Below are 25,237 nucleotides of genomic sequence, written 5' to 3'. Positions count from 1 at the left end.
CGGTGTCGGCTCCTTTGGTGATCATCTGGTTCACAGGGTGATAGGCGCAAGCACGCGCGCGGTCCAGAGAAATGCCGCAAAAAGCGGGCCTTTGCAGGGGCGTAAGGGGCGCATATAACCATTGGCAAGGCACACAGGCAGTATTTTCAATGAAAATCCTTTTTATCCACCAGAATTTCCCCGGCCAATACAAACATTTGGCACCGCTCCTCGCGTCTCAGGGACATGACTGTGTGGCGCTGACTTTGCGTGTCGACGACGCCATCACATGGAACGGTGTGCGGGTTCTACCCTACAAGCTGCCTGAACGATCGGGTCAAAACGTACATCCTTGGATCCTTGATCTGGACAGCAAGGTCACCCGTGCCGATGCCTGTTACCGCGCTGCGCGCACACTCAGAGAAGGTGGATTTGTTCCAGATCTCATTCTGGCGCATCCTGGTTGGGGTGAAGCGATGTTCTTGCGCGATGTCTGGCCCGAAGCGCGCATGGGTCTTTATTGCGAACTGTTCCATCATGCGACCTATCCGCACCTGCATTTTGATCCGGAATTTGAAAAGTCCGACGCCGAAATCGAAGTTCTTCGGATGCGGATGAAGAACCTCAACAACCATTTGCATTTCCCGAATGCCGAGGCGGGGATCAGCCCTACGCACTTTCAGGCAGATACTTTTCCGCCGGAATTCCGAGACAAGATTACCGTCAGCCACGACGGAATAGACACGACCACAGCGGTTGCGGACCCCACCGTTAGGCTGACCATTGACGGGGCCTGCGATGTGACCCGGGATGATGAGGTGATTACCTTTGTTAATCGCAACCTTGAACCATATCGCGGCTATCACATTTTCATGCGCGCTCTGCCACGGTTGCTCAAAGAACGTCCCAACGCGACCGTCCTGATCGTGGGGGGCGATGAGGTGAGTTATGGCGCGCGCCCTGAAGGTGACAGGACGTGGAAACAGATTTTCATCGACGAGGTAAGAGGGCAGATTTCAGATGCCGATTGGGCGCGTGTCCGCTTTTTGGGGCGCATCCCTTACGATCAATTCCTGAAACTTCTGCAGGTCAGCCGGGTGCATGTCTATCTGACTTATCCCTTTGTGCTGAGTTGGAGCCTTCTGGAGGCAATGAGCTGTGAGGCGGCCATTGTGGCCAGTGACACAGGTCCAGTGCAGGAAGTGATCACACATGACCAAACCGGCCGGCTGGTCGATTTTTTCGACCATGATGCGATCGTCAATCAGGTTTGCGAACTTCTGGACGACGCGGAGACGCGTAAGCGCCTGGGGCAGGCCGCGCGTAAATTGGCGTGCGAGCATTATGACCTCAATTCGATCTGCTTGCCGCGGCAAGTAAGCTGGGTCGACGACGTGATGAAAATCGATTTGGTGACGCGGTGATGGTGGCTGGAACTCAGCCGTAACGCCGGACAAAGTTTCTGAGTACCAGTTCCGGCGCATGCACATCCGCCGCGGTGCACATGTCGATTAATGAGGCCGCTTCGCTTGGCGGGAAATACCCACGATCCTTGTAGATCAATATGCGGGTCTTGAAGCCTTCACCGTCAGCTTCGGGGTGAAACTGCGTGGCATAAACATTCTCTGCGTAGCGCACCATCTGGAATGGGCATGTCGGTGAACTTACCAGATGCACGCACCCATCCGGCAGGGTCTGAAGCGCTTCCTTGTGGCCGACAAAGGCCTGAAAACGAGCCGGTAATCCACTTAACAGCGGGTCTTGGACCCCTTCGGCCGTAATCTGACAATCGGACGTCCCCACGGGTTCGGAAAAGTATGCTTTGCTCACCTCGCCATCCAGATGTTTGCCCAGTATTCCAATGCCGTAGCAGCATCCAAGGAACGGGAAATCACGATCCGTTACAGCTGGCATCAACGACAAGATTGCGGCCTCGATACGTGCCTCAACATCGGTTTTCTGATCGGGCGCATCGCTTACACAGCCGGGACCACCTCCGACGATGACGCCTGCAAAGTCATCCAATTTCAGATCAGCTGGCAATTCAGTTTGATCCAATCGAATGCGCACCGTTTGATCCGGGGTCAAACCACCCTTGCGCAAAATCGCTGCATATTCGTCATCGGCCGCCTCAGTTTCCGGGCGTAGCTGCAGGATGAGAAAAGGTTTGGTCATGGCGATTGTCCCAAAAGGTTCGGTCTTGGGTGCCCCTTTCCGTAGGCGTCGTCAAGTCACGGGCCGGACAACCGTCGGCCGTCCTTGCGCGTCCATCTGCTTGACCCCGCCGCCCAAACGAATACGCTGCGTCGCGTGTAAACCCATGCAAGGAAACAGCAATGACCCAACGCCTGCATCTGGTCTTTGGCGGTGAACTGGTTGATCCATCGCGCAATGTCTTCAAGGACACCAATGACCTGCATATCGTCGGCATTTTTCCCGACTATGAAAAAGCTTACAACGCATGGAAATCCGAAGCGCAACGGACGGTAGACAACGCACATATGCGCTATTTCATTGCCCATCTGCATAAACTTCGGGATGAAGCCACAGAGGCCTCTCCAACGGAAGAACTGGGGTAGATTGATCGATGGGGCGTTCGCTGAGCCTGGCTGCCTATCTGGCCTATGCCCGTGGAACGCCTCGCGCCATTCCTGTCCCGCCAATTGCCCGCCCCGACGGCGAACTGATCTGGGGTCACGCGGTGGATGCAAGCCGGGCTGACGCATTGCTCGATCTTGCGGAACGGTTGCGACAGTTGCGGCCAGATTTGCATTTTCTGATGACTGGTCCGGCAGATCTGATTCATTCAAGCCAAAACAGCAAATACATCATTTGGCAAAGTATCCCTGAGGATTCCGTTGCGGCCGCCGAAGCTTTTTTGGAGCATTGGAAACCCGACCTTGGCCTGTGGACCGGGGGAAATCTGCTTCCGTCTTTGATCCATTGCGCGGACATTTCCGGTTTGCGTTTGTTTCTGGTTGATGCCGACGAAACGCTGTTGGTTCGGCCCGGATGGCGGTGGTTTCCAGATTTGCCAAAAGCACTCTTTTCACGATTTTCTGCAATCATGGCGCGCTCTGCGAATGCCGCGCGCGACTTACGACGCATAGGGACTGGGGACACAAAAATCACCGTCACGGGCCCGTTTCTGGGCGGTGCTGCGGCACTGCCGTACAATCAATCTGACCACGACGAGATGTCTAACCTGATGCGCGGCCGCCATGTCTGGCTGGCGGCTATGATTCAGGCAAATGAAGTGCCTATCGTGCTCAAGGCGCACCGTTCCGTCAGTAAGCTGGCGCATCGGGCGATGCTGGTGATTGTCCCGGACGACATTTCGCAATCGGACGCGTTCCAGAAACAACTGGAAGACGAAGGGTGGCGCTATGCCGTTTGGTCAAATGGTGACTTGCCCGAAGAAACAACGCAGGTGCTTTTGGCGGACACACGGGGCGAATTGGGGCTATGGTATCTTCTGGCGGCGGTCACCTTGATGGGGACCTCGTTTTTTCAGGAATACTCAGGTCGCGACCCGAATGAGCCCGCGGCACACGGCTCGGCCATTCTCTACGGCCCGCATGTGAGCCGCTATATGTCCGGCTACACGCGTTATTCCGAGGCTGGCGCGGCCCGTTTGGTGCGCGATGCCGATACCCTGTCTACAGCGGTTCAGCGGTTGATCGCTCCGGATCAATCTGCCGCTATGGCCCATGCGGCCTGGGATGTTGCCACCCAAGGTGCAGAGGTTACTGATCAGATTCTGGAATTGGTTCAGGACGCATTGGATGAAACGGATGTGGGCGCATGAGACCGCCACTGTTTTGGTACTCTGATCCGGCCCAACCTACGATTTCCACACGCATATTGGCGCCGCTTGGTTGGGTTTACGCCGAGATAACAGCGCGCAGATTGGCGGGATCAACGGGGTACCAATCCGCCATTCCAGTGATTTGTGTTGGCAACCTGAACGCAGGCGGGACAGGCAAGACCCCGACTGTGATTGCACTGGTCGAGCGGCTGCAAAAGATGGGCAAGACCCCGCATGTGATTTCGCGGGGTCATGGCGGCACATTGTCAGGCCCGGTTCAGGTTGATCCCAAGGTTCATCAAGCATCAGAAACAGGGGATGAACCTTTGCTGATCGCTGCGTTTGCGCCTGTTTGGGTGGCCCGTGACCGCGCCGCAGGTGCCCGCGCTGCAGAATCCGCAGGGGCAGATGTGCTTGTGATGGATGATGGTTTTCAGAACCCTTCACTGAACAAAACCATCAGTATCATCGTGGTCGACGCTCAGAAAGGGTTTGGCAATGGCCGCTGCCTACCAGCCGGCCCCCTGCGGGAGCCAGTTGATACCGGCCTCTCGCGTGCCGACATTCTTCTTTCGATTGGCGATGAAGCCGCGCAGCAAAAATTTAGCCAGACATGGGGCGCAAACATTGCTGTTCCACATCTCACAGGCCGGCTCGAACCGCTACAGACAGGGATGGATTGGAGCGGCACTCAGTGTCTGGCCTTTGCCGGCATAGGCCACCCCGAAAAGTTTTTCGCAAGTTTGCGGGGGATGGGCGCTACGCTGGTGGCCACGGAAAGCCTGGATGATCATGAAACTCTGACACCTGCTTTGATGACCCGCTTGGAAACCGAGGCGCAGACACTTGGGGCCCAGCTTGTGACCACAGAGAAGGATGCTGTTCGCCTGCCCGATGCCTTCCGACGCAAGGTACTTACGTTGCCAGTACGGTTGGAACTGACCGATTGGGGTCCATTGGATCGCGCATTGACGGACGCAGGGCTGGAACCTGATTGACCGGTTAATTATTCGTTGTGTTCACCCAATTTCGGTGACGGCTTTTGCAGTGATAACTCTGCGTCAGAGAACCGGAACGGGGACCGTACACCGGGCACTCCATCTAACGAAAGCTGCATGCCGCGTGCGCGCACTTGCGGGTCAGCAAAGACCTCCTCCAGATCATTGATTGGCCCCGCTGGTACGCCTTCTCCCTCGCATGCCGCCAATAGTTCTGCCTTGGTGAACCCTTTGGTCTTCACGGTAAGGACACGGGTCAGATCATCACGATGCGCAACCCGGTCCGCGTTTGAGAGATAGTCGGGGTCATTGGCCAATTCCGCCAAGCCCAGCAAAATGCACAGACGCTGGTATTGCGGGTCATTTCCCGTGGCGATGATGATGAAACCATCGGAACACTCAAACACCTGATAGGGTGATAAATTTGGATGCTCATTGCCCATCCGACGTGGGGCTTCACCGGTCGAAAGGTAATTGAGCGCCTGATTGGCCGTTACGGACACCGCAACATCCATCAGAGCCATATCGATATGTTGCCCTTTGCCCGTCGTGTGGCGCTGATGTACTGCTGCCAAAATTGCCGTTGTTGCGTAGACGCCGGTAAATACATCCGTAACCGCTACACCCACCTTTTGTGGCTGGCCGGACGGATCGCCGGTGATCGACATCAAGCCAGACATCCCTTGGATGATGTAATCATAACCCGCGCGGTGCGCGTACGGCCCATCCTGTCCAAATCCAGTGATCGAACAGTAGATCAGCCTGGGATTGAGCTGCTTCAGGCTCGCGTAGTCCAGGCCGTATTTCGCCAAACCGCCAACCTTGAAATTCTCGATCAGGATGTCGGCGTCCGCCACCAGGTCTCGTACCAGTTGCTGACCTTCGGGCGTGCGAAAGTCGATGGTGACGCTGGCTTTTCCCCGATTGCAGGAATGGAAATAGGCCGCTGTAGTGTCGTTGTCGCGTTCAATGAAGGGCGGGCCCCAGCGGCGCGTATCATCACCGCCCGGGGCCTCAACCTTGATGACCTCGGCGCCTAGATCAGCAAGCGTCTGGCCGGTCCAGGGACCGGCCAGAATACGTGCCAATTCAATGACTTTCAGGCCATCAAGCGGAGATGCCATTACTCAGCAAGCTTGGTGTCGATGATCTCTTTCAGATCCCCGTAGCTCATGTTCGAATACTTGGTGCCATTGATGATCAGCGTCGGTGTTGAGTTCACCTGATCCGCCTCTGCGTTTTGCTGGTACCAGGCAACCAGCGACTCGGCCTTTCCACTATCGGTCAGACACGCCTCGAGCTGTTCTTCCTCGATACCCGCGATTTTGCCAATCTTGCGAAGGTTGTCCGCGATCTCAACCGGATCACGGCTGCCGATCCATTCGCTTTGCTGATTGTAGAGCATGTCGGAGATGCCAAAGAACTTTTCAGGCCCGCCGCAGCGCGCCACGATCGATGCCCAGAGGCCAAAGCGGTCAAAAAACACGTCGCGGTAGATGAAATGGATTTTGTCTGTGTCGAGATAATCCGCTTTCAACTCTTTGAAGGCGCCTTTGTGGAAATTTGCACAATGCGGGCAGGTAAATGACGCATATTCAATGACCGTCACTTTTGCATCTTCCGGCCCCATCGTCATTTCCACGATGGAGGACGTATCCGCATCAGAGGCTTCTTGAGCGTTCACAGCACCCGTTGGAATTTGGCTCGAATTGCTGTTCTGGGATCCGCTGACCCAGAATGTGACGCCGGCGGCCAATGCAAGGCCCACGGCGCCCGACACAATCAAATGCTTCATTAAATTGATCTCCAATGATTACTGTTTGGTTTTTGATAGAACGTTTCGACCCAGCGTTTCCAGCGCTGATCGAAGGGAAGTGTCGCCCACATGTTCCGCAAGCTGTGTCGCCTTGGCGTCTAGAGACGGATCAGGTTTCGACGGAGTGCTAGCCGCTTTGCGATGGTCAAAGTCAACCTTGCCTTCGGCAAATCCCGTCGGGGCTGTTTGCGTGATCCGCACCCGCGAAATCGCATTGTAGCCATAGACCGCATTCACCTTTTCGCGCAGCTTTTCTTTTTGCATTTCCAGCATCGGGGCCTGTGCGCCAGTGGTCAGAACCGTCAACGCGGCTCCCAATCCGTGGCGGCCATAACTCACATTGACCGGTCGTGCGATTGCCGCAATGTCCGAACCAACGATTTCAACCCAATGCGTGAGTACGCGGGATTCGGAAAACCCACGGCTTTCCGATGCTTGTCTGATGCGTTTTTGCAGCAACGTCGAGGTCCGTTTGAACCCGCGCGCCGTTGCTCGGCGCTCTGACATGAATGACCTCCTGTACTCACGCGCTAATTTAAGGCATGTGGCAGAGCATACCAGCCCCTAAACTCACGGCACGATAACGAATGTGTGACCCGGCAAATCCTGATGACCTCTTGGAATGGTACGATCGCCATGCGCGCGACATGCCGTGGCGGATTGGGCCAGCGCAACGAGCAAGCGGTGTGATCCCCGACCCATATCGCATCTGGATGTCCGAAATCATGCTGCAGCAGACCACTGTTGCTACGGTCAAATCATATTTTGAACGGTTTACGCAACGCTGGCCCACAGTTCAGGACCTTGCTGCTGCAGAAGACGGAGACGTCATGGGGGAATGGGCCGGGCTTGGGTATTACGCCCGGGCGCGCAATCTGTTGAAATGTGCCCGCGTGGTAACCGAAGCGCATGGCGGCACCTTTCCAGATGAACCAAAGGCATTGCTTGCGCTGCCCGGCATTGGCCCTTACACGGCGGCCGCGATTTCGGCCATTGCCTTTGATCAGCCGGAAACCGTGGTGGACGGCAACGTAGAACGCGTTATGGCGCGACTGCACAATATCCACACGCCGCTGCCTACCGCGAAGCCGGAGTTAACCGCCGCTGCTGCGGCATTAACCCCGTCGCAACGTCCTGGGGATTATGCGCAGGCCGTGATGGACTTGGGCGCCACGATTTGTACACCCAAATCGCCTGCCTGTGGCATCTGCCCTTGGCGTACACCGTGCCAAGCGCGCATCGCAGGCACGCAGGCGGAGTTGCCCCGCAAACTCCCCAAAAAGGCAAAACCGACGCGGATTGGCATCGCCTATGTGGTGCAGCGTGACGATGGGGCATGGTTGCTGGAGCGACGCCCCGACAAGGGGCTCTTGGGGGGTATGCTGGGTTGGCCCGGCAGCGATTGGTCCGACGCGCCCACGCCTGCCCCACCTATTGATGCGAATTGGAAAACGTTGCCAGAAGAAGCGCGGCACACATTCACGCATTTTCACCTGCAGTTGCGAATCGAATTTGCGCGTGTGGATAGCGTTGCGCACCCCAAAACCGGTGCATTTCTGCCCAAGGACCAGTTCAAACCGGCTGAGTTACCCACCGTCATGCGCAAGGTTTTCGATCTTGCACATGGCGCGGTTCTAAAATTGGGCTAGTGTATCGTTCAAGTTGGCCCTGAACCCGCCGGAGACCCGCATGATAAACGCTCAACAAGTTTCACGTGCGCAACGCGCTTTGCCCTTTTGGGTATCTCTCCTGCTTGTGCCGGTTGCACTGTTCAGTGCCACCCAGGGCGGATGGACAGTACTGCTCCTTCCGCTTGTCACGTGGTTCATGTTTTCCATTCTGGACCTTGTTCTGGGGCTGGAGTTGGAAAACGCAGATCCGCAAATATCGGATGACCACCTGACATGGTATCGAGCGATCACACTGATCTGGGCCCCTGTTCAATTTGTGCTGCTCTTTTGGATGATCTGGTACGTCAATGGACCGGGCGATGCGCATCTGTCTCCGATCGAAACGATCACCCTCTTTTTTGGGGTTGGCATTATCACCGGCACAATCGGCATCAATTACAGCCACGAACTGATGCACCAGAAGAACAAGCAGGAACGGCTGATGGGCGATCTGCTTCTGGCGATGGTTTTGTATTCGCACTTTCGCTCGGAGCACCTGTTGGTGCATCACCGGCATGTGGGCACCCCCCGGGACCCGGTGACCGCGCGGTACAACGAAGGGTTTCACCGTTTCTTCCCGCGGGTTCTGAAAAGTTCGCTGCTGTCCGCCTTCCGGGCGGAACGGGACATGCTTGCCCGCAAGAACCTGCCGTGGACACACCTTAGCAATCCGTTCATGCGGTACTGGGCACTCCAAGGTACAATGCTGATACTGGCTGTGATCTTGGGCGGCTGGACCGGATTGTTTCTGTTTCTATGGCAGGCCGGCGTCGCGATCTGGCAGTTGGAACTGGTCAACTACATCGAACATTACGGGCTGACGCGCAAACATCTGGGCGATGGCAAATATGAACATGTTCTGCCACGACACAGCTGGAACTCCGCGCAAAAAGCGTCCAACTGGTTACTCATCAACCTGCAGCGCCATTCCGATCACCACTACAAACCCGATCGCCGGTTTCCATTGTTGCAAACGCATCCCGATGGTGACGCGCCACAATTGCCCTATGGGTATCCTGTGATGACGATTGCTGCGATGGTTCCGCCCTTGTGGCGGCGGGTTATGAACCCGCGCGTGCGCCGTTGGCGGCAAATGTATTATCCTGAAATTACGGATTGGAAGCCTTACAACAACGCCATGAACCCATTGCCGCGCTAAAAAAGCGCGGCTGTTTAGGCCGCGTTGTCCGGTGGCAAGTGCCCGGTTTTGACCCAGATCAGGCAGCCCTCGTCAGACCATGGATGATGCTGTGACAGATGCGGGCTGCGTATCCAGCTGCCAGCGGGATACGTGCCATGCTCATCCTGCAATGTGCCTTCCAAAACAAAGACCTCTTCACCGCCCCGGTGATCGTGCGACGTGAATTTTGTACCCGGTGCCCAACGGATAAGGGATACGTTCTCAGACCCATTGGAATGCAAAGGCAGTACCGAAAGGCCCTCAACCGGACCCGGCTGGAACACCGCGGACTGCGTATCCACGTGAAACTGCTCCGTGTCTTCCGCCGTGAACTGATGAAGTTTCACCAAAATGGTACAACCTTCATTGGTATGCGGGGTGTGGCTCGTTCCGATCGGGTTTCGCACATAGGTACCCACAGGATAGTCGCCGGTTTCATCCGAAAACACGCCATCCAACACCAGAAACTCTTCGCCGCCACCGTGGGTATGTGCGTCAAATTGCGACCCGGGTGCGAATTTCACAATTGTCGTCGCGCGGGCGACTTCGTCTCCAACACGGTCCAGCATCATCCGCTCAACACCTGTGGCCGGTGAACTGACCCATTCATATTGATCAGGTGTCACGACCACGCGTTGTGAGAAATCTGCGTTGATAAGCATAAGGTCTCCTTGAGAATCTGCCGCGTGTCTTAGGTTTGGGCATCTTAGCGGCTGGAATGTATTTGCGCCAAGACCAGCGCAATAACAGGTGGTTTGGAAAGGGTATTCGCAATCGGATAAAGCGTCCTGCCGCGTTTAAACCTTGATTAAGCGGTTTGTGACAGTGTTCTCGCGAACAATCGGGAAGCCAATATGCAAGCGCAACCAAAACAAACACCGCCGCCCAGAAAACGATGCCTGATCATCGAAGATACCTTTCTGGATCAGAAGATGATCCGCAGAGCAATTGCCAGTGCCGAAGTTGATGCAGAAATTGATATCGCTGACACGCTGGATGCGGCACGTCAGGCGTTGGCAAACGGGCGCTATTCCGTGATTCTGTGTGACAACAACCTGCCGGACGGCAATGGAACAGAGTTTGCTCAGCAACTGGCCAGTGATCCGGGATACCGCGGAACATCGATCGTGATCATCTCCGGCTGGCCATCTCCTTTCATGTGGGCCAAGGCCAAAGCGGCCGGATTGCAAATCATTGACAAGAACGACCGGCCACAGATCAAATTGCGCACTGTTCTGAAGCACAAGCTTGGATATGGCGACGATGATGCACCGATTGATCCATATGAGAGCCGATACCTTCAATAAAAAAACCCCGCCGTGGCGGCGGGGCAAGTGAATGGTGCAGGTGGAAGTCAGACCACAGGCACCGGCGGTGTTCTTGGGTGAGTTAGTTGGCCATCTCGGCGCGGATTTGCTGTCTTAGCAGATCAATCGGAACGGTTTTCCCATCCCGTTTGAAGCACCAGTAGGTCCAGCCGTTGCAGCTGGGAGCGCCTTCGAGATGCGCACCAACCTGGTGGATCGAGCCTTTGATATCGTCCCCGATCAGCGTGCCGTCGGCGCGAACTTTAGCCTTGTGGCGCTTGTTCATTGAATAGAGTTCCTCCCCAGGGCGTAGCATGCCACGCTCGACCAATTGGCCAAAAGGAACCCGCGGTTCAGCGCGCTTGCTGACCGAAACCTCAAGCGCTTCGCGATCAAATTTGCGCGTGTCTTGCAATCGTTTTTCCGCAACGGCGCGATAGGCCGCCTCGCGTTCAATCCCGATGTAGTTCCGGCCCAGCATCTTGGCGACAGCGCCTGTCGTGCCCGTGCCGAAAAACGGATCAAGAACCACATCACCAGGATTGGTTGACCCGACCAATACGCGGTGCAACAGGCTTTCAGGCTTTTGTGTCGGGTGGGCTTTGTCGCCCTTATCGTCCTTCAATCGCTCATGCCCGGTACAGATTGGCAGGACCCAGTCACTGCGCATCTGGATACCTTCGTTCAAGGCTTTCAGCGCTTCATAATTGAAGGTGTATTTCCCACCTTCTTCCTTGCTTGCCCAGATCATCGTTTCATGCGCATTGGTGAAGCGTTTGCCCCTGAAATTTGGCATGGGGTTGGATTTGCGCCAAACCACATCATTCAGAATCCAGAAACCAGCATTTTGCAAAGCGGCCCCAACCCGGAAAATATTGTGATAAGACCCGATCACCCAAATCGCACCGTTGGGTTTAAGCAACCGACGTGCCGCGCTGAGCCAGTCTTTGGTGAAGCTGTCATATGCGGCAAAGGATGAGAATTGATCCCACGCATCGTCAACAGCATCTACCTGGCTGTTGTCGGGACGGTGCAGATCACCCTTTAACTGCAGATTGTAGGGTGGGTCTGCAAAAATCAGATCAACACTGGCTTCGGGCAGACTGTTCATCACATCGATGCAGTCGCCAGCCAGAATCGTGTTCAATGGGAGCGCAGGCGCGCTCTTGGCTTTACTTTTCGTCTTCATTTTCTGCCTCTTACCCCGGCGTTTTTACGCTCTGGTTGTTGAAGCCAAAGATGAGTCAAAGCTGATTCGCCGTCAATTTCTTTTTGAATCAAAAGCTTAGTTATTTTCTTGATACAAGATATTGTGGACGGGCTTGAACGAACGTCTATGGTGTGGGGTTATCCCAAGATTTTGCAGAGCTTCCCTGTGACTTTTTGATGGGTAGCCTGCGTTGGTCTCCCACCCGTAGCCCGGATACTGTTGCGCCAAATCCCACATGATCCGATCCCGGCAGATTTTGGCGACAATGGATGCCGCCGCAATAGAAACAGAAATCGCGTCACCTTTGATGATTGTCTGTGCTGGTGTCTGCAAACCACGCGGCACCATGTTTCCATCGATAAGCGCAACATCAGGCGTTTGCCGCAAGCCAGCAATTGCTCTTTCCATCGCCAGATGAGAGGCGCGCAGGATATTCAGCTCGTCAATTTCAGCCACGCTGGCGTGCGCAATAGAGACATCTGCACATTCCAATAAAACACCGTTCAGATCATCCCGTCGTCTCGCCGTCAGTTTCTTGGAATCATTGAGGCCTTCGGGGATGCAGTCCGGGTCCAGAATGACCGCAGCGGCGGTAACCGGCCCGGCCAGTGGTCCACGCCCGACCTCATCAACCCCGGCCACATATCGCGCGCCTTTTTCAAGCGCAGCTCTTTCGTAAGAATAATCGGGTCCGTTCATTCCGCACCAAAGATCACACCCGGTGCAACAATGCAAAAGGGGGAAGGTTTGAACCTCCCCCCTTTTTTCTTGGTCGCTGCTCGAATTAATAGTTTGCCGCGGTGTACCCGTAACGCTGCAGGCATCGGTTGCGGTACACGATCGTGCGGTTGTTGTTATGCAAAATACGTGCGTTTGAGGCGCAGCGGTTTGGCAGATTACCCGCATGATGGAATTTACGCTGCAGGCACCAATTGCTGTAGGCCAAGAAATTCCCTTTGTTCTTGTTCCGCGCCTGCACACGACACGAAACTGGCAACAGTTTGCGCTGTACACGATTTGGCAAAGGCCGCGTCAGGTTGTCATTGCGACCGTGGGTCGAATGCGTGTGGTGTTTGTTGTGACCATAGTGATTGCCGTGGCCGTGAGTATGGGTGTGGCCATGGTGGCGATGGCGGTTTTTGTGACGCCGAACTTTGTTGTAGTTGTTGTAATTGTTGTAACGCGTGACCTTATCGTCGCGGTCTTTGGCTTCCGAAATAGCCGCGCCGATGATCGCAATGGCGGCAATACCGCCAAGAACTTTTAAAACATCTTCGTTGGCGGCGCGGGCGGGGGCAGAGGTTAATCCGGTGATGGCAACGGCTGTCGCCAAAACCGTGGATATAAAGGTGCGATACATCATTGGACTTCCTTCCAGGTGTGTTTTCCGGGGCCCCGGGCAGGTTAGGGGCGTTTGATGATCCAAGGATGGTGTCGGGTGGGGAAGACAGGCAATATCGACACACTGTTATTGAATAACAGCACGAATAAGAGCGCTTTCAGCCCGTATGTTATTGAATAGCCACGCCTTGTCGCGCATGTTCTGCCCATGAAACGCAAACTGATCACACCCGTGGCCTTCGCGGCCATTATACTTGGTGCTCAGGCGGCGCATGCCGCCTGTTCTGTTGAGTACAAAGCCAAGCGCGATAACCCGCTTGAGCTGTTTTACGATGTTGCACAGGTGAATGGCGACTGTAACATAGCCGCTGTTACGCCGAAGCTTGAGAAAAAACTTGCCAAGAAGGGTTTGACCCTTCTCAAGGTTTTGTCGGTTCAAAAGCAATAGACACCGGGAAGGATCGGTATTGCACGAAGTGACGACATCTGCCGCTGACGCGCGCCGGACAGGAAGTCGGGCCGTCGTGATCGGTATGTCTGCCGTGGTTTTGATCCTGACAATTGCCGCTGTTTTGTTGTTCCTGAGCCTTCCGGATGCCAATGCATTTAACGCCCGTGTCGAACGTATCTTCATCGAGAACGACGCGCTGACAACAGACGCCGAAATCAAGTTGCTGGAAATTCTAGCCCTCTCGGGCACGGCATTTTCCGAAACCCTTGTCAGTTATCGCATGGTTATTTTCGTTTTGTTGGTGTTCGCCGCCGCACTTTTGGTGGCTGCATTGGTTTTTCTGGTCATGCTTATCGCCATGAATCGACGGATGGCACAGATCGAACGATCCGGCATTCAGGTGAGTTCCTTGCTGATCAGCCGCGAAGAAAAAACTGTCTATCTCAACAATATGGGTTTCAAACTGACCGACGCTGCGATGGAAACACTGTCCATTCTGGCAGAGGCGCGGATGGATGATGACGTCCTGACCGGCGCAGAGATTGAAGCGATGATTTCTGGCCGCAGCGCATCGGATTGCGAAGAAGCCGCAGGCGCCACGCGGATCAAGCGGTTGCGTGACACCTTAGGCAACCAGTTGGTGAGTGAGCTTTTGGTCAAAAACATCGCCCGCCGTGGGTACATGCTGGCCATCGACAAGGATGTGATCCGCGTTTTGTAACGCATTTCGTCAATCAAGGTTCTTCGAAAAAACTCCAACAATTCGCGAATTGAGGATTGTCGATGTCGTGCGCTTGCCGGCTTTTGTCCATACGGGAAAATATCGTATCCGCTGATTTCGCCCGTGCCAAAAACTCCTGCACGACACGCCCTGCCACTTCATCCCGGGCAGAATACTCCAGCAGCAACGCATTGGTGTTCAAAATCAGATCAGATCCGCCCAGCTTGAAACGATCCAATCCAGAAAACCCCATTTTTGTCTGGGACAAAGCATTTGGGTAGATCGCATCAGGGGGCATGTCCTCGAACGCACGTTCTGTTTCATAGGCCTTGAGAATATTGGCAAAAAAATATGCGCCCGACCCGATGACCTTTTGGTTTTCGTTAACGCCATGATCCAGGAACGTCTGGAAACTCGATATCAGCCACCGGGTCGGCAAGATGCCAAGCAAAACCTCATACTCTTCCGTCCAAAGCCTTTGAAACAGGATCGATGCATGTTTGGTGTGCGGCGTGGACCGACGTAAATAGCTGATCGAAAGCCCCAAAAGGAAACAGATTTCCGGAAGGTTTCTGAAACGATAAACCAGAAGCTCCGCCTGGTTCGCCATTTTGGATCGCGAAATATCCGGCAGTTCGTCGTCTGATTCCACGATCCGGTTGCGGTAGGGTCGCAAATCGGCGTCGATTTCTGGCATTAGGTTGGGTTGGTCCTGATGATGGACCCGTTTTGTAACGCGACGCCAAAGAGGTTCGAGTGTCTTGGGCAGGTTTTCAGGCTGTGGGGGCAGATCGCGCCATTCCGCGACGTCCGGGTAGGGCTGTTTTGCGCCCCCACCTTCCGGTGCAAAGAGCGCAAGCTTTGCCAGTCTTTTTGCATCCTGGGAGGCGCCAGAACGGTTGATACGTTCCATCAACCGAATGTCTGTTTCGCCTGGGGACACATTTGCCGGCGTTTCGGATATGACGCTCAGGTCTTTCCCGTCTAGTTCCGGAATTGCCGCCAACAGAGACCGCATGGCCGTTTCCTTCTCACGATCCGGATATGGGATTTTCACAAAAGCAGCGCCCAGTTTGTTCGATGGCTTGGCAAGCACAGCATCCCACAATTCATCCGCATTCAGGAAACCCTGAAACCCCTCAAGTGAATTGAACTTCTGTCTATACTTCAGGTTTTGGATATACGCGCTGGTGATCCACTCCTCCGGATCACGCACGAAAAAATAGTAGTGGCAGTCGAAGTCTGAAAACGCTTCCTCAAGGGCACTGATATTGCGCCAAAGATGCGGGTAGGCACGCCGAACCCCGCGGGCGCCAGGTAAAATACCCGCCAAATCCTCGCAGGACAGAATGCAATCCCCGGGCGCTTTCTTGCACGCACGCACCACGTGTTTCAAAGCACTCAAAGCGTCCTTTTTGCGGTCTGCATTCAGATGCTTCGCCGCCATCGCAATCTTGGAGGATGTGATTGCAGTCAAACCAAACGCCGACGTCAGCACAGCGGCATTGTCCTTCAGCGCCCGCTGGATTGCTGTGGAGCCGGTTTTGTGCGGACCAAGATGAACGTGAAGTTTCTTTTTTGCCATCCGTGTCCCTGCAAAACGCAACAATCCGGTTGGTACACCGGGTTACGTTGCAGTGTCTTCAAACGATCAACAAGTTTCAACGCCCTCCTGCTGGAAAGCTGCAGTTGTTGCATTTTTTGCCGCTTTAGTGCCGATTTACGAACGGCGTCGCCATAGGTCAGAGGCTAAAGACATCGCTGGTCACATCATTTGCGGCCACACCATTGAGGGTCACGATTGTTTCACCTGCGACGTCCAGTGTAACGCCGTCAGAGGTTGAAACCACGTTGATATCTTCAAATTCGATGCCGAAATCCGTAAAATCCAGGGTGTCATGGCTGGTATCGAAGTCGAGGATCACATCCGACCCCTCGCCGCTGGCGAAAACAAAGACGTCTTCGCCCTGCCCGCCACTGAGCACATCGTTGCCCTGACCACCGTCAATCGTGTCATTTTGATTGCCGCCATGGATAACGTCATTGCCGTTGCCACCATCCACATTCACTTGCGCAGCGTAAGACAGGAACCTGTCATCACCGGACCCAAGCTGCACCACGGCACTCCCGAATTCCGCCAACACAAAGTCGGCGCCCTCACCAGTTTCGATGGCCGTATTGTCACCGCCCAGAACGCGGATGAAATCATCACCTGCCCCGCTTGTGACGGCATGTGTGGTTTCATCCGTGAAAATTGTGTCGTCGTAGGCACTGCCCACAAACGTTTCGATATTTGAAAAGTAGTCGACGGTCCCGGTTTCATCTTCTTCCACGATTCCGTCGCGCGCGTAAATACGCACCGCTGACAGGTTTTCGGAGTAGTCGAGCACATCGACGCCAGACCCGCCATCAACGGTGTCTTCGCCTTCTCCGGTCACGATCGTATCATTGCCTTGACCACCGGAGATCATGTCGGCTCCGTCTCCGCCATTCAACGCATCGTCACCGGCACCGCCGTCAATGTCATCTTGCCCATCGCCGCCGTCTACCGTATCCGCACCGTCAAAGCCTGCGATGGTGTCATCACCCTCAAGCCCCCAGATTTCATCTGCAAAACTGGTGCCGTCGAAACGGTCATCCGTTGCGTTCTGGTCATCACCAAAAAGGGCGACACCCGTGCCATCAGTGATCACGATCTGGATGACTTCGTAATCGCCCAAATTGAATGTGTGCGTGCCGCTGTTGTTGATCTGGCCATCACTGATCGTCGTGGTCTTGGCTTCGACACGGTAGTCTTCGGCCGCGTTGCCGTCTGCCGCGCCAAGTACCGTCGCATGTATGTGCGAGTTCGCGGTGGTGTACGCACCCAGATCAACAGTCAGATCAATTGGTTCACCAACGCCTGAAGCCAGATAGACGATCGTTTTGTTTTCGCCTTGAAACACATAGGTTCGGCCAATTTCGTTTCCGTTATTGTCGTAGATTTCGTCGTTTTGCGCGGTTTCAACGGCCTGCGTGCCGACCAGCTCGCGGCGCATCATCCGATAGAGAAACCCGGTTGAGGTCAGGTGGTCGTCACCTTCCTTGTTGCTCAAGCCGGCAGGACCTGGCGCTTGTGCCGTCCAGATCGCCGAAACATCAACTCCGCGTTCCAACATGTTCGAAAAGACGTTCAACAAGGCAACACTGCGCATAAGCCCCGTCACCGACGTATTGTCTTCGCCATCACCACCGATGTTCCATTCTGTTACGACCAGTTCGAGCCCGGTTTCATCTGAAACATCCCAATGATCGGCCATGTCGTTCAAGCGGCGATTGACGTTACCACCCAGAACAAGCGGATTTCCGGAGCCCGTCGAGGCATAGAAATGGGAAATCAGCCCGTCGACAGTTGCGAGTTCCGCTTCGGTGAACTGAGCCGCGATTTCCTGATCGTCTTCGATGCCGTTGTCGTCATCATCACCGCGACCGGCTTGTATGTAGACATTGGTGTCGGACCAGTCGGAATTTTCCTGGATGACCTCATCAATCCAGACGCTCATCTGGCTCTGCAATTCTCCGAACTCGGCGGCGGTCCAATCGAACCGGTCCTGGTACCATTCGTTGCCGATCTCAAATCCCTTGATGGTCGCCTGACCGTAATCGCCAGCCATTGCAGACCGGACAAAAGCCTTGATCACGCTTTCGGCTGCTGGATCGATTTGGCGCGTCACCTCATCAAAATAGCGGAATGTGGGCAGAACGATGATCGCCTGCGAACCGGACTGTCCGACGTATTCCAGAAAATCCTGGATCGGCGTGACTGTTTTGTCAGCCCGCCCGAACTGACTGCTTTGGACAGACGATGTCGGATTGGCCAGATCAAAAAATTCTTCAGTGATGGTACCACCGGGATAGCGGATCAGATCAATTCCCACGCGATCCATGATCTCGGGAAAGGAACTGTCTGATTCAACACGGTCGTGGTGGAATAAATAGTTGGTGCCAAAATGCTCAGCCCCAATTTCAGATCCCACAGCTTCCCCATTCTGGAAAGTGTAGTTTACTCGATACGTCATTTGGCACCCACCAATTTGGCGCCCCCACGGCCATATGTCAGGAGATGGGTTAATGAATTGCCAACTTGAGATACCAAACCATGAAGCATTTTTTGCGCATTTTAGGTAATCCAAGGGCTACGAACCGGTCTGCTCGTTGACCACAACTGGGCTAAGCGACGGTTACCGCACTGAAAAAGGAGGGTTGGCAACAGGCCGGAACTACGTGGTTACCTGCCCCTCGACAGCTCAGAAAAATAGCGGTACTTGCGATGGGAGACCTGCGCCATCCCTCAATCCCGATGACGGCTGATACACTCTGGTGACCATGAAAAGACGACAGCCCAAAATCTGCTTCTTGCACCCCGGCAAGACAGGCGGCACGTTTTTAAAGTCGGTCATCAGGCATAATTCAGCGGCCTGGACCCGGCCCATACGGTTGCTGCCGCATCGCGCCACGGTGGAAACGACAGCGCGCGATTTTGGTCCTGAACGAAAATTGGCATTCACCTATCGCGATCCGGCGGAACGGTTCGTATCCGCATTTCAGAGCCGGCTGCGCCAAGGGCGCCCGACATATAATCGCAACTGGTCTCCCGGTGAGGCGGTTTCCTTTTGGTATTTTGAGAGCGCAACGGCACTTGCCGAGGCCTTGGATCTCGTCCGATGAGCGCATGAAATCGGCCGCGATTTTTGCCTTCAGCGCGATCATTCACATCAAGAAAGACTACAGGTTTCATTTCGAAAGTCTCAAAACACTTGCGGACGAAGTGCCCAACATCGTCGGGTGCTTGGACGTCGCACGTTTCGACACAGGGTTGAGCGCCTTCATGGCGAATTTGGGCATCAGTGAATTTGAAGTGCCGCCAGAAATTCAAAAGCATGCAAATCCCGACAATTCGGAAACGCTGTCAGAACGGGCGCTGAAAAACCTCAAGTCATATTGGGCCGCAGAATATGAATTCTACGAGGCTTTCCAGGACATTGAAAAATCACTGACCGCGTCGACCTGACGTCTACCGAACTACGTAGACGGAGCACTGCGAGTGGCGGACAACGCGCGCCGCATTTGGGCCCAGCAGAAAGTCCGAGAGCTCCGGGGCATGGGCCCCGATCACAATCAGATCGCTTTTTGATGCTGAGGCCGCTTTCAATATCTGTTCATATGCCTTGCCCGTTGCAACAACATGCCGAACTTTTGCGTTCAAGTCCGCGCCCAGTTCTTTTTCAGCGATCTGTTTGAGCCGCTCCTTGGCCTCGGCCGCGGCCGCATCATGATGGTCGGCTTCAAAAAACGACCCCACGACGCTGAGGCCATAGTCCGGAACCACGGTCACGAGATCAAGTTGAGCCCCGTCAAGCTCGGCCAGCTTTGCCGCGCGGCGCAATACCACGCGGTCCTGTTCGGGATCTGCCACATCGATGGCACAGAGAATGTTCTTGATCATGATGTTGCTTCCTCTTTTGCCGGGTTACGTCCCATACGCGCGCGTTGCAGCATCGCGATCAGGCCCAGCAGCAGCAGCGCCGGAATGAAGATCAGCTCCTTGGGGAGTTGCGATGCCGGCGCCTGAACCGAAGCGATGGTCACAGGTGTATCCGCGTAGAAATCAAAGCCAGACAGGATATCCGCAAAGGGTGTCCCGAAAATCGGCTCTTCCAGTGCGACCACATCACCATCGGGCAAGAGCGTCAGGCCAAAGCCTTCCAGCCGTTCATCGCCACTGCCGCCTTCTGGTACGCCAAGCACGAGCGTCGTGTCTTTGACATTGCCGGTGTCGAAATCCGGACCGGACACGACCATGCGGATTTCATCGCCGGCCGCCGCGGTATCGAGCGCCTGGCTGAGACCCGAAGGTTCGATCATCGCAAACGGTGGCTGGATCCTGTTCATGAAGAAGTCAGGCCGGAAGAGCGCAAATGCGATCAGGATAAGGGCCACGCTTTCGTAAATGCGGCTCTTGGTCAGGAACCAGCCCATGGTGCCGGAGGTGAAGACGAGAATCGCAATCGTCGCCGATATCGCGACAAGTATGCCGCCGAACCATCCGACATCGATCAACAACAGATCCGTGTTGAAGATGAATACAAATGGCAGAGCAACTGTGCGCAGCGAATAGAAGAACCCGACGAAACCGGTCTTGATGGCGTCCCCGCCGGATACGGCAGCCGCGGCAAAGCTGGCAAGCCCAACCGGCGGCGTAACATCCGCCATGATCCCGAAGTAGAAGACGAACAGGTGAACCGCGATCAGCGGAACAATCAGCCCGCTTTGCGCGCCAAGTTCAACGACAACGCCCGCCATCAGGGATGACACAACGATGTAGTTTGCTGTTGTCGGCAGCCCCATCCCAAGGACGAGGCTCAGGAGGCCGACCATCACAAGCATCAGAATGAGATTACCACCGGACAGGAACTCAACCAGATCGGCCATAACCTGACCCACGCCGGTCAATGTCACGGTCCCGACGATCACACCGGCCGTTGCCGTGGCAAGACCAATACCAATCATGTTGCGGGCGCCGTCGATCAACCCCTGCAACAGATCAGCAACCCCATCCACAAAGGCATTGGCGGTTTCACTCTGGCCCCGGAAGATGGCTTTCAGTGGTTTTTGAGTAAGCAGAATGACAAAGAGCAGCATTGTTGCCCAGAAAGCCGACAAACCGGGCGATTTCTGTTCGATCATCAGGAAGTAAACCAGAACGATGATCGGCAGCAGAAAGTAGAGGCCGGATTTGTAAATTTCAGCCACCACGGGCAGCTCGACTTCTTTGGCATTCGGATCATCCGGCACCAGATCGTCCGTTCCCGCCGCGAGGTACAGAAGGATGACGTATGCAAGGAATACCAGCGCCGAAAGCGTCAGTGCGGAGGCACCCGGCATCAAGGTCGTGATGGCACGGACCGGGTATTGAGCGCCGTAACAGAGCGCCGCAAAGCCCGCAAAGAACAAAGCCATGCCGCCAATGGTTTTACCCATGGAGACAACGCGGTTACCGAGGGTTGGCATGTTCCGTTTAACCGCCTCGAGATGCACAATATAGACCAGAGCGATGTAGGAAATCGCAGCAGGCAGGAAGGCGTGTGTGATGACCTCGACGTAGGAAATGCCGACATATTCAACCATCAGGAAGGCAGCCGCGCCCATAACCGGCGGCATGATCTGGCCGTTCACGGATGACGCAACTTCGACCGCGCCGGCCTGCTCTGACGAGAAGCCCACGCGTTTCATCAGAGGGATTGTGAACGTCCCGGTGGTCACCACGTTTGCAATTGATGAGCCCGAAATCAGGCCGGTTGCAGCGGAGCCAACAACCGCAGCTTTGGCCGGGCCACCGCGCAGGTGCCCAAGCGCACCAAAGGCCATTTTGATGAAGTAGTTCCCCGCCCCGGCTTTATCGAGCAATGCGCCGAACAGCACGAAGAGAAAAACAAATTTGGTTGATACGCCCAAGGCAATTCCGAAGACACCTTCGGAGGTGATCCACATGTGGCTCATGGCCTTTTTCAGCGAGGCCCCTTTCCACTGGATGACTTCGGGCACCCATGACGAAGAGCCAAAGAACACATAAGCGAGGAATATGGTGGCGATAATGGCCATCGCGGGCCCAAGCGCGCGGCGCGCACCTTCAAACAACAGCAAAAGACCCGCAAGAGCGAACCACTTGTCAACGTCATCGGCCAGGCCGCCTGAATTGACAATTTTTTGGTAAAAGATGAACCCGTAGAGCGCGATCACAGCGCCCGCAATGGCCATGATCCAATCCTGGATGGGAATGTAGTGGCGCGGGCTGGATTTGAACATTGGGTACGCCATGAACGCGAGGAAGATCGCGAAGGCGAGGTGGATTTGACGGGAGTTGTTGATCAGCGATCCTGGCAGCAACATGTTAGAAAGCGGCGATGCGAGCACCACTTGAAACAAGGACCAGATAATGGCCACGACGGCGAGGAATGTTCCAACCGATCCGGCAGGCGCGCGCGCGCCTGCGTCACTGGATGCCACGAGTTCCTGAAGTTCTTCTTCGCTCAGTGGACGCGATTCGGGTGACTTGTCAGCCATTGGTCTGTCTCCCAGTCAAAAAATTTTGTTAAAAAGCCCGTCTTGCGCGGGTCTTTAAGAGGAAGGGCAGCGCACTGCCCCTCCTGAATTTTCGGTGGCGTCGATTACTCGATCCAACCCTTTTCTTTGTAGTATTTCGCAGCACCGGGATGCAGCGGCGCGGAAAGACCAGCTGTCGCCATTTCTTCCGGCTTCAGGTTGGCAAATGCAGGGTGCAGCTTTTTGAAATCTTCAAAGTTTTCGAAGACAGAGCTTACAACCGCATAGACCGCCTCGTCTGACACGCTGTCGGACGTCACGAACGTTGCACCCACACCGAATGTCGATACATCCGCGTCAGACCCGCGATACATACCACCGGGGATCGTTGCAGACCGGTAGTAGGAATTGTCGTTGATCAGGCCCGCAACCGCATCTCCGTCCACGGTAACCAGAACGGAATCACATGCCGTCGTGGCTTCCTGAATGGAACCGGAAGGGTGACCAACCGTGTAGACCATCGCGTCGATCTGGTTGTCACACAGGGCCGCGGATTGCTCTGCAGCCTTAAGCTCGGACGCCAGAGCAAGATCACCCGTGGTCCAGCCTTTGGCTTCGAGCAACACTTCCATCGTGCCCCGCTGACCGGAGCCCGGGTTGCCGATATTGACGCGCTTGCCTTTCAGGTCGTCGAAGTTCGAAATACCGGCATCAGCGCGCGCCACAACAGTGAACGGTTCTGGGTGCACTGAGAACACAGCACGCAGGCCTTCAAACGCACCAGCATCTTCGAATTTCGACGTGCCGTTATAGGCATGGTACTGCCAGTCTGACTGGGCCACGCCAAATTCCAGCTCGCCTTCGCGGATGGTGTTGATGTTGTAGACGGAGCCACCGGTCGATTCGACGGAGCAGCGAATTCCGTGATCTTTGCGACCCTTGTTGACCAAACGGCAAATCGCACCGCCGGTTGGATAATAGACACCCGTAACACCGCCGGTGCCAATCGTAATAAACTCTTCCGCAGACGCCATCGGCGCGGATACCGCCAACGCAGCAACGGTTGCGGCCGCGAAGGTGAATTTGTTCTGAGACATTGTTTTCTCCCTATTTTCAATCTTTGTCTGGAAATACGTAAGTTGACCGACATGAGTACAGCTGCACATTTTATTCGGAACGCGCACCCCCAAAGCGCCCGGCGGTTACCCACCGGTATGGGGCAGCAGGGTCTCAGTCAGATGGCAAGCTGTCTATGCGCGTAAATACCTATAGCAAATTTCACCGCAAAATGAGACTGTTATAACTCTGCGATTTGGAAATCTCCTGATGTCTCGCGTTTTTCCACGAAATTCCACGACCTTAGCGCCGACAGGTCTAAGGGGGGATGGCGTATATCTGATCGACCAGAATGGGAATCAGTATCTGGATGGATCAGGCGGTGCAGCCGTATCTTGTCTCGGTCACAGCGACCGCGATGTGATCGAGGCGATCAAGTCCCAAGTCGATTCGATGGCCTACGCTCACAACAGTTTTCTGACTTCTGAACCGGCCGAAGCACTCGCAGATCTGCTGATCGACCATGCGCCCGAGGGTCTGGAACGCGTGTATTTCGTTTCGGGCGGGTCTGAGGCAATCGAGGCGGCGCTGAAACTGGCGCGGCAATATTACCTTGAAATCGGTGAACCCACGCGTTCGAAGATTATCGCGCGACGCCAGAGCTATCATGGGAACACACTTGGTGCTCTGGCCGTTGGCGGCAACGAATGGCGCCGCGCACAGTTTGCCCCGCTTTTGATTGATGTAAGCCATATCGCCCCTTGCTATGCGTATCGCGACCGGATGGACGCTGAAAGCGAGGTCGACTTTGGACTGCGGGTTGCGAATGAACTCGAGGAAGAAATCCTCCGGCTTGGGCCCGAAAACGTCATGTGTTTTGTGGCCGAACCCGTTGTCGGTGCAACACTGGGTGCCGTCCCCGCCGTAGAGGGATATTTCCGACGCATTCGGGAAATCTGCGATCAGTATGGCGTTTTGCTCATCTTGGATGAAGTGATGTGCGGCATGGGCCGTACAGGCAGTTTGTTCGCGTGCACTCAGGATGAAATCAGCCCTGATATCTGCACGATTGCGAAGGGACTGGGCGCAGGATACCAGCCGATTGGCGCGATGGTGTGTAGCGCCACGATTTACGATGCGATCCAGAACGGGTCCGGATTTTTTCAGCACGGGCATACCTATTTGGCACATCCTACGGCTTGTGCCGCCAGCCTTGCAGTGGTCAAAAAGCTGGTTGGTGGGGTGGTAGACGAGGTAACTCCCAAAGGCATGGCGCTGCAAAAGCGCCTGCAAGACCGGTTTGGACAACACGCCAATGTAGGTGACATCCGCGGTCGTGGTCTTTTTGTTGGTGTGGAGTTCGTGAAAGACCGGGAAACCAAAGAGTGTATCGACCCTGCTTTGAAATTTAATGCCAAACTGAAGGCCACTGCTTTTGCCGAGGGTCTGATCTGCTATCCTATGGGCGGTACGATTGATGGCCAAAGAGGAGATCACGTGCTTTTGGCACCGCCCTTTATCGTAGAACCTGAACACTTGGATGAATTGGTTGAAAAACTTGGCTCAGCCGTTGAAAAAGTTCTTGTCGATGTTGGCCTGCAGTAAGACGATCCTTGCA

General features: G+C 54.9%; 24 protein-coding genes. 12 read left to right on the top strand and 12 right to left on the bottom strand.

All coding sequences use genetic code 11. The features are described 5' to 3' along the window. Positions 1-149: 149 nt before the first annotated feature. Positions 150-1,403: a glycosyltransferase gene (locus ACZ1HJ_RS05755; RefSeq protein ID WP_472721360.1), complete on the top strand. Its 1,254-nt coding sequence runs from the start codon at positions 150-152 to the stop codon at positions 1,401-1,403. A gap of 13 nt (positions 1,404-1,416) precedes the next feature. Here the strand turns inward: ACZ1HJ_RS05755 and ACZ1HJ_RS05750 are convergent, their stop codons facing one another. Continuing rightward, the gene (locus tag ACZ1HJ_RS05750; protein ID WP_472721359.1) at positions 1,417-2,154 is read right to left on the bottom strand and encodes a glutamine amidotransferase; all 738 of its coding nucleotides are present in this window, start codon (positions 2,152-2,154) and stop codon (positions 1,417-1,419) included. A gap of 161 nt (positions 2,155-2,315) precedes the next feature. Between ACZ1HJ_RS05750 and ACZ1HJ_RS05745 the strand changes: the two genes are divergently transcribed. Genes ACZ1HJ_RS05745 through lpxK form a run of 3 tightly spaced genes read left to right on the top strand, consistent with a single transcriptional unit; the run spans position 2,316 to position 4,785 of the window. Next, positions 2,316-2,558, top strand: a complete 243-nt coding sequence (locus tag ACZ1HJ_RS05745) for a DUF4170 domain-containing protein (protein ID WP_472721358.1) — start codon at positions 2,316-2,318, stop codon at positions 2,556-2,558. A gap of 8 nt (positions 2,559-2,566) precedes the next feature. Then, the gene (locus ACZ1HJ_RS05740; protein ID WP_472721357.1) at positions 2,567-3,787 is read left to right on the top strand and encodes a 3-deoxy-D-manno-octulosonic acid transferase; all 1,221 of its coding nucleotides are present in this window, start codon (positions 2,567-2,569) and stop codon (positions 3,785-3,787) included. Then, positions 3,784-4,785 carry a tetraacyldisaccharide 4'-kinase gene (gene lpxK / locus ACZ1HJ_RS05735; protein WP_472721356.1) on the top strand — a complete coding sequence of 334 codons (1,002 nt, stop codon included), beginning with the start codon at positions 3,784-3,786 and terminating at the stop codon, positions 4,783-4,785. Before ACZ1HJ_RS05740 ends, lpxK begins: the two co-directional genes overlap by 4 nt. Positions 4,786-4,793: 8 nt before the next feature. Here lpxK and ACZ1HJ_RS05730 read toward each other — a convergent pair whose 3' ends face one another. The 3 genes from ACZ1HJ_RS05730 to ACZ1HJ_RS05720 are packed head-to-tail and all read right to left on the bottom strand — an operon-like array spanning position 4,794 to position 7,108. Further along, on the bottom strand, positions 4,794-5,909 hold the full coding sequence (locus tag ACZ1HJ_RS05730; protein ID WP_472721355.1) for a CaiB/BaiF CoA transferase family protein: 1,116 nt from the start codon (positions 5,907-5,909) through the stop codon (positions 4,794-4,796). Beyond that, positions 5,909-6,580, bottom strand: a complete 672-nt coding sequence (locus tag ACZ1HJ_RS05725; RefSeq protein ID WP_472721354.1) for a DsbA family protein — start codon at positions 6,578-6,580, stop codon at positions 5,909-5,911. The genes ACZ1HJ_RS05730 and ACZ1HJ_RS05725 overlap by 1 nt, the downstream gene beginning before the upstream one ends. An 18-nt stretch (positions 6,581-6,598) precedes the next feature. Beyond that, on the bottom strand, positions 6,599-7,108 hold the full coding sequence (locus ACZ1HJ_RS05720) for a DUF721 domain-containing protein (RefSeq protein WP_472721353.1): 510 nt from the start codon (positions 7,106-7,108) through the stop codon (positions 6,599-6,601). A gap of 80 nt (positions 7,109-7,188) precedes the next feature. Between ACZ1HJ_RS05720 and mutY the strand changes: the two genes are divergently transcribed. Then, positions 7,189-8,250 (top strand): A/G-specific adenine glycosylase, encoded by a 1,062-nt coding sequence (mutY, locus tag ACZ1HJ_RS05715; RefSeq protein WP_472721352.1) that lies wholly within the window; start codon positions 7,189-7,191, stop codon positions 8,248-8,250. 40 nt (positions 8,251-8,290) lie between these two features. Beyond that, complete coding sequence (locus ACZ1HJ_RS05710) at positions 8,291-9,430, top strand: alkane 1-monooxygenase (RefSeq protein ID WP_472721351.1); 1,140 nt, start codon at positions 8,291-8,293, stop codon at positions 9,428-9,430. A gap of 14 nt (positions 9,431-9,444) precedes the next feature. On the opposite strand, the gene ACZ1HJ_RS05705 is transcribed toward ACZ1HJ_RS05710, so the two are convergent. Next, positions 9,445-10,113, bottom strand: a complete 669-nt coding sequence (locus ACZ1HJ_RS05705) for a cupin domain-containing protein (RefSeq protein ID WP_472721350.1) — start codon at positions 10,111-10,113, stop codon at positions 9,445-9,447. Between the two features lie 192 nt (positions 10,114-10,305). Between ACZ1HJ_RS05705 and ACZ1HJ_RS05700 the strand changes: the two genes are divergently transcribed. Continuing rightward, positions 10,306-10,758 carry a response regulator gene (locus tag ACZ1HJ_RS05700; RefSeq protein ID WP_472721349.1) on the top strand — a complete coding sequence of 151 codons (453 nt, stop codon included), beginning with the start codon at positions 10,306-10,308 and terminating at the stop codon, positions 10,756-10,758. A gap of 82 nt (positions 10,759-10,840) precedes the next feature. On the opposite strand, the gene ACZ1HJ_RS05695 is transcribed toward ACZ1HJ_RS05700, so the two are convergent. Further along, a complete protein-coding gene (locus ACZ1HJ_RS05695) occupies positions 10,841-11,947 on the bottom strand; it encodes a DNA methyltransferase (protein ID WP_472721348.1) in 1,107 nt (368 codons plus the stop codon). 96 nt (positions 11,948-12,043) lie between these two features. After that, the gene (locus ACZ1HJ_RS05690) at positions 12,044-12,667 is read right to left on the bottom strand and encodes a ribonuclease HII (protein ID WP_472722165.1); all 624 of its coding nucleotides are present in this window, start codon (positions 12,665-12,667) and stop codon (positions 12,044-12,046) included. A 208-nt stretch (positions 12,668-12,875) separates the two neighbouring features. Here ACZ1HJ_RS05690 and ACZ1HJ_RS05685 point away from each other — a divergent pair, with 208 nt between their 5' ends. The 3 genes from ACZ1HJ_RS05685 (at position 12,876) to ACZ1HJ_RS05675 (ending at position 14,481) form a co-directional block, all read left to right on the top strand. Continuing rightward, on the top strand, positions 12,876-13,235 hold the full coding sequence (locus ACZ1HJ_RS05685) for a hypothetical protein (protein WP_472721347.1): 360 nt from the start codon (positions 12,876-12,878) through the stop codon (positions 13,233-13,235). A gap of 282 nt (positions 13,236-13,517) precedes the next feature. Continuing rightward, positions 13,518-13,757 (top strand): hypothetical protein, encoded by a 240-nt coding sequence (locus tag ACZ1HJ_RS05680; protein ID WP_472721346.1) that lies wholly within the window; start codon positions 13,518-13,520, stop codon positions 13,755-13,757. A gap of 85 nt (positions 13,758-13,842) precedes the next feature. Next, positions 13,843-14,481, top strand: coding sequence for a winged helix-turn-helix domain-containing protein (locus ACZ1HJ_RS05675; RefSeq protein WP_472722164.1), 639 nt, complete (start codon positions 13,843-13,845; stop codon positions 14,479-14,481). A 13-nt stretch (positions 14,482-14,494) separates the two neighbouring features. Here the strand turns inward: ACZ1HJ_RS05675 and ACZ1HJ_RS05670 are convergent, their stop codons facing one another. Both ACZ1HJ_RS05670 and ACZ1HJ_RS05665 read right to left on the bottom strand, forming a co-directional pair. After that, positions 14,495-16,066: a hypothetical protein gene (locus ACZ1HJ_RS05670; protein ID WP_472721345.1), complete on the bottom strand. Its 1,572-nt coding sequence runs from the start codon at positions 16,064-16,066 to the stop codon at positions 14,495-14,497. Positions 16,067-16,223: 157 nt separating this feature from the next. Next, on the bottom strand, positions 16,224-18,539 hold the full coding sequence (locus ACZ1HJ_RS05665; protein ID WP_472721344.1) for a calcium-binding protein: 2,316 nt from the start codon (positions 18,537-18,539) through the stop codon (positions 16,224-16,226). Between the two features lie 653 nt (positions 18,540-19,192). Here ACZ1HJ_RS05665 and ACZ1HJ_RS05660 point away from each other — a divergent pair. Further along, positions 19,193-19,531: a hypothetical protein gene (locus tag ACZ1HJ_RS05660; protein ID WP_472721343.1), complete on the top strand. Its 339-nt coding sequence runs from the start codon at positions 19,193-19,195 to the stop codon at positions 19,529-19,531. 3 nt (positions 19,532-19,534) lie between these two features. Here the strand turns inward: ACZ1HJ_RS05660 and ACZ1HJ_RS05655 are convergent, their stop codons facing one another. The 3 genes from ACZ1HJ_RS05655 to ACZ1HJ_RS05645 form a co-directional block, all read right to left on the bottom strand. Beyond that, positions 19,535-19,966 carry a universal stress protein gene (locus tag ACZ1HJ_RS05655; RefSeq protein WP_472721342.1) on the bottom strand — a complete coding sequence of 144 codons (432 nt, stop codon included), beginning with the start codon at positions 19,964-19,966 and terminating at the stop codon, positions 19,535-19,537. Continuing rightward, positions 19,963-22,584: a TRAP transporter permease gene (locus ACZ1HJ_RS05650; RefSeq protein WP_472721341.1), complete on the bottom strand. Its 2,622-nt coding sequence runs from the start codon at positions 22,582-22,584 to the stop codon at positions 19,963-19,965. The genes ACZ1HJ_RS05655 and ACZ1HJ_RS05650 overlap by 4 nt, the downstream gene beginning before the upstream one ends. A 104-nt stretch (positions 22,585-22,688) precedes the next feature. Further along, a complete protein-coding gene (locus ACZ1HJ_RS05645) occupies positions 22,689-23,660 on the bottom strand; it encodes a TAXI family TRAP transporter solute-binding subunit (protein ID WP_472721340.1) in 972 nt (323 codons plus the stop codon). A gap of 229 nt (positions 23,661-23,889) precedes the next feature. Between ACZ1HJ_RS05645 and ACZ1HJ_RS05640 the strand changes: the two genes are divergently transcribed. Beyond that, positions 23,890-25,224, top strand: a complete 1,335-nt coding sequence (locus ACZ1HJ_RS05640; protein ID WP_472721339.1) for an aspartate aminotransferase family protein — start codon at positions 23,890-23,892, stop codon at positions 25,222-25,224. Positions 25,225-25,237 lie beyond the last annotated feature (13 nt).

This window comes from Roseovarius sp. JB2-10 (genome assembly GCF_055693585.1).
Note: the sequence above shows the minus strand (reverse complement) of the source record. Positions and strands in the feature narration are given on the sequence as shown.

Bases quoted from the DNA above. Each gene is read 5' to 3' on its own strand.
- ACZ1HJ_RS05660 (WP_472721343.1), top strand. From the start codon at position 19,193: ATGAAATCGGCCGCGATTTTTGCCTTCAGCGCGATCATTCACATCAAG.
- mutY (WP_472721352.1), top strand. From the start codon at position 7,189: ATGTGTGACCCGGCAAATCCTGATGACCTCTTGGAATGGTACGATCGC.
- lpxK (WP_472721356.1), top strand. From the start codon at position 3,784: ATGAGACCGCCACTGTTTTGGTACTCTGATCCGGCCCAACCTACGATT.
- ACZ1HJ_RS05665 (WP_472721344.1), bottom strand. From the start codon at position 18,539: ATGACGTATCGAGTAAACTACACTTTCCAGAATGGGGAAGCTGTGGGA.
- ACZ1HJ_RS05645 (WP_472721340.1), bottom strand. From the start codon at position 23,660: ATGTCTCAGAACAAATTCACCTTCGCGGCCGCAACCGTTGCTGCGTTG.
- ACZ1HJ_RS05705 (WP_472721350.1), bottom strand. From the start codon at position 10,113: ATGCTTATCAACGCAGATTTCTCACAACGCGTGGTCGTGACACCTGAT.
- ACZ1HJ_RS05745 (WP_472721358.1), top strand. From the start codon at position 2,316: ATGACCCAACGCCTGCATCTGGTCTTTGGCGGTGAACTGGTTGATCCA.
- ACZ1HJ_RS05640 (WP_472721339.1), top strand. From the start codon at position 23,890: ATGTCTCGCGTTTTTCCACGAAATTCCACGACCTTAGCGCCGACAGGT.
- ACZ1HJ_RS05700 (WP_472721349.1), top strand. From the start codon at position 10,306: ATGCAAGCGCAACCAAAACAAACACCGCCGCCCAGAAAACGATGCCTG.
- ACZ1HJ_RS05655 (WP_472721342.1), bottom strand. From the start codon at position 19,966: ATGATCAAGAACATTCTCTGTGCCATCGATGTGGCAGATCCCGAACAG.
- ACZ1HJ_RS05685 (WP_472721347.1), top strand. From the start codon at position 12,876: ATGGAATTTACGCTGCAGGCACCAATTGCTGTAGGCCAAGAAATTCCC.
- ACZ1HJ_RS05720 (WP_472721353.1), bottom strand. From the start codon at position 7,108: ATGTCAGAGCGCCGAGCAACGGCGCGCGGGTTCAAACGGACCTCGACG.
- ACZ1HJ_RS05690 (WP_472722165.1), bottom strand. From the start codon at position 12,667: ATGAACGGACCCGATTATTCTTACGAAAGAGCTGCGCTTGAAAAAGGC.
- ACZ1HJ_RS05730 (WP_472721355.1), bottom strand. From the start codon at position 5,909: ATGGCATCTCCGCTTGATGGCCTGAAAGTCATTGAATTGGCACGTATT.
- ACZ1HJ_RS05680 (WP_472721346.1), top strand. From the start codon at position 13,518: ATGAAACGCAAACTGATCACACCCGTGGCCTTCGCGGCCATTATACTT.
- ACZ1HJ_RS05650 (WP_472721341.1), bottom strand. From the start codon at position 22,584: ATGGCTGACAAGTCACCCGAATCGCGTCCACTGAGCGAAGAAGAACTT.
- ACZ1HJ_RS05670 (WP_472721345.1), bottom strand. From the start codon at position 16,066: ATGGCAAAAAAGAAACTTCACGTTCATCTTGGTCCGCACAAAACCGGC.
- ACZ1HJ_RS05750 (WP_472721359.1), bottom strand. From the start codon at position 2,154: ATGACCAAACCTTTTCTCATCCTGCAGCTACGCCCGGAAACTGAGGCG.
- ACZ1HJ_RS05710 (WP_472721351.1), top strand. From the start codon at position 8,291: ATGATAAACGCTCAACAAGTTTCACGTGCGCAACGCGCTTTGCCCTTT.
- ACZ1HJ_RS05695 (WP_472721348.1), bottom strand. From the start codon at position 11,947: ATGAAGACGAAAAGTAAAGCCAAGAGCGCGCCTGCGCTCCCATTGAAC.
- ACZ1HJ_RS05755 (WP_472721360.1), top strand. From the start codon at position 150: ATGAAAATCCTTTTTATCCACCAGAATTTCCCCGGCCAATACAAACAT.
- ACZ1HJ_RS05725 (WP_472721354.1), bottom strand. From the start codon at position 6,580: ATGAAGCATTTGATTGTGTCGGGCGCCGTGGGCCTTGCATTGGCCGCC.
- ACZ1HJ_RS05740 (WP_472721357.1), top strand. From the start codon at position 2,567: ATGGGGCGTTCGCTGAGCCTGGCTGCCTATCTGGCCTATGCCCGTGGA.
- ACZ1HJ_RS05675 (WP_472722164.1), top strand. From the start codon at position 13,843: ATGTCTGCCGTGGTTTTGATCCTGACAATTGCCGCTGTTTTGTTGTTC.